Origin of the sequence: Prosthecobacter sp. (assembly GCF_044378005.1) — a bacterium.
GTDB lineage: Bacteria > Verrucomicrobiota > Verrucomicrobiia > Verrucomicrobiales > Verrucomicrobiaceae > Prosthecobacter.
In genome coordinates this window covers 1-2,536 of the sequence record NZ_JBILYB010000330.1, presented here as the reverse complement: position 1 = coordinate 2,536, position 2,536 = coordinate 1, and the positions used below count along the sequence as shown (strand labels likewise).

General features: G+C 62.0%; 3 protein-coding genes. 1 reads left to right on the top strand and 2 read right to left on the bottom strand.

The window, feature by feature from the left end:
* Positions 1-453: AMP-binding enzyme (locus AC6FTP_RS26880; RefSeq protein WP_497209973.1), on the top strand; the 453-nt coding region annotated here is incomplete at its 5' end.
* Between the two features lie 30 nt (positions 454-483).
* Here AC6FTP_RS26880 and AC6FTP_RS26875 read toward each other — a convergent pair.
* On the bottom strand, positions 484-2,115 hold the full coding sequence (locus tag AC6FTP_RS26875; protein WP_497209972.1) for a peptide ABC transporter substrate-binding protein: 1,632 nt from the start codon (positions 2,113-2,115) through the stop codon (positions 484-486).
* Between the two features lie 144 nt (positions 2,116-2,259).
* A partial coding sequence (locus tag AC6FTP_RS26870; RefSeq protein WP_497209971.1) for a hypothetical protein occupies positions 2,260-2,536 on the bottom strand: 277 nt, incomplete at its 5' end.

The window sequence follows — 2,536 nt, the reverse complement described above, 5'->3', positions numbered from 1 at the left end:
GCCGGCGACGGAGCCCGCCGTGACAAGGACGGCTACATCTGGATCATTGGTCGCATCGACGACGTGCTCAACGTGGCCGGTCATCGCCTCGGCACCGCCGAAGTGGAGAGCGCACTCGTTTCCCATCCTTCTGTCGCTGAGGCTGCAGTCGTCGGTCGTCCTGACGAGATGAAGGGACAAGGCGTCGTCTGCTTTGTCACCGTCAAAGAAGGCATCACCACCAATCGTGAACTCGGCGAAGAGCTGAAGAAGCACGTCCGCAAAGTCATCGGCCCTGTAGCGACCCCGGATGAAGTCCGCTTCGCCGCTGCCCTGCCGAAAACCCGTTCTGGCAAGATCATGCGCCGCCTGCTGAAACAGATCGCTTCCGGCGAACTGATCAAGGGCGACACGACCACGCTGGAAGATATCAACGTCATCGCTGCGCTGTCCGCAGCCAGCGGTGAGGATTGAACCGCCGCACACAAGCTTCTCACTCGCGCCTCACGGCGCGAGTGAGATGGCTTTATAGCAGTGGTGTTCCAGCAGCGAGTGCTTGAGTCCCTTCACCTCGGGACGCACGAGGATACTGCGCGTGTACCAGTAGATCGGCAGCACGGGCAGTTCATCGAGCAGGAGGTTCTCAGCGTCTTTGAGCAGGGCGAGACGCTTCGCGGTGTCGCGTTCACGCAGGGAGGCTTGCAGGAGTGAATCGTAGCTTGGATTGCTCCAACCGGTCTGATTGTTGCCATCGCCAGACTGCCAGATGCTCAGGAAGGTGAAGGGATCGAGGAAGTCGCCGATCCAGCCTGCACGACTGATGTCGTACTTGAGGTTCTTTTGGGAGTCGAGATACACGCCCCAGTCCTGATTCAACACACCGATCTGGATGCCGAGGTGCTTCTTCCACATCTCCTGGATGGCTTCCGCGATGGTGCGGTGGGATTCCAGCGTGTTGATGAGGATCTCCGTTTTCGGAAACCCGTTGCCTTCGGGATAACCCGCCTCCGCCAGCAGCCGCCGTGCCTCGGCGGGGTCAAAGCGCAGCACGTCCGGCGGCAAATACCCCTGCCCTGATCCAGGCGGACAGAAGCCCGTGGTCGGCAACTGCCCGGCGCGCAGGATGTTGCGCACCAACCCTTCGCGATCCACCGCCAAAGCCAGCGCGCGGCGGACGAGCTTGTTGTTCATCGGGGCCTTCGTGGTGTTGAAGCGGTAGAAGTATGTGCCGAGCAGGGCATACTCCGTCATGAGTTCGGGATGCTTTTGCCGATACTCGGGGATCAGGGAGAGCGGGACCGTCTCGGTCTTGTGGATCTGCCCGTCGCGGAAGGCACGCTCCTCCGTGGAGTCGGAGACGATGGGGATGAAGACGATCTCATTCAGCTTCACCGTCGCCGCATCCCAGTAGTGCGGGTTTCTTTCCACCGTGATCGAGTGGGTAAAGCGCCACTCCTTCAGCTTGAAGGGTCCGTTGCCGACGAGATTCCCCGCGCGTGTCCACTTGGTATCACGGTCCGTCATTTTCCCGAAACGCTCGATGACATGCCGTGGCACTGGATGCCAGGCATAGTGCTTCAGCATGGATGGCAGGTAAGGCGCGGGGCCATTCAGCGTGATCCGCAGCGTGTGGTCATCCAAAGCCTCCGCCCCGACCTGCGAGAAGTCGGTGATCTTGCCCTGGTTAAACGCATCCGCGCCCTTCATCGGGGAGAGCATCTGCGCATACTCCGCCCCCAGCTCAGGAGACAGGATGCGCTGGAAGGACCAGACGAAGTCCCGTGCAGTCAGCGGCGTGCCATCGCTCCAGCGGGCGTCTTTTCGCAGATGAAAGGTCCACGTCACGAAGTCGGTCGTGTCCCAGTGCGTGGCCACGCCGGGCGCGTTGGCATCCGGGTCATCAATGCCCGTCGTCACGAGCCCCTCGAAGAGCGCATCAAAGATGTGATGCTCCGGCACTCCGGTGGCGATGCTCGGGTCCAGCGTGGCGGGCTCCGTGCCATTGCCAGTGATGAGACGGCCAGCCTGAGTGGCCAGATCCACCCGGCGCGGACGCTGTGAGCGGCTCTGATGAAACCACGCCACGGAGGCGATCACGGCAGCAATGAGAAGGAGGCGGAGGATCCAGATGCGCATGGCAAAGAAGAGGTGCGAGCGTGGGACGCCAGCCGGGAGTTGTCAATGCATGGAGACGCAGGTTCCCAGCGCCCTGGGCTGAAAAGAAAACGGCACCGGGGTAAGCCGGTGCCGCAGGGATTGAATGGGAGAAGGGCTGGCCGCTTACTTCTTGGCATCGCCTTCAGGCTTTGCAGGAGCCGGAGGGACGGAAATCGGAGGCGTGGTCACGCTGATCGGCTTGCTGGCTGCGGGCGCAGGTGCAGGAGCAGCGGCGGGTGGCGTGCTGGCTGCCGGTGCAGCGGCGGGAGGTGTGGCTGCGGCGGGCTTGGGCTCTTCGGCCTTCGGCACTTCGAGCTTCACGATCTCGCTGCGCTTCTTGAGCAGGTTGTTCACGGTGTATTCGCTGACCTCATAGACCCAGCCGGCGAACTTCTGCTCC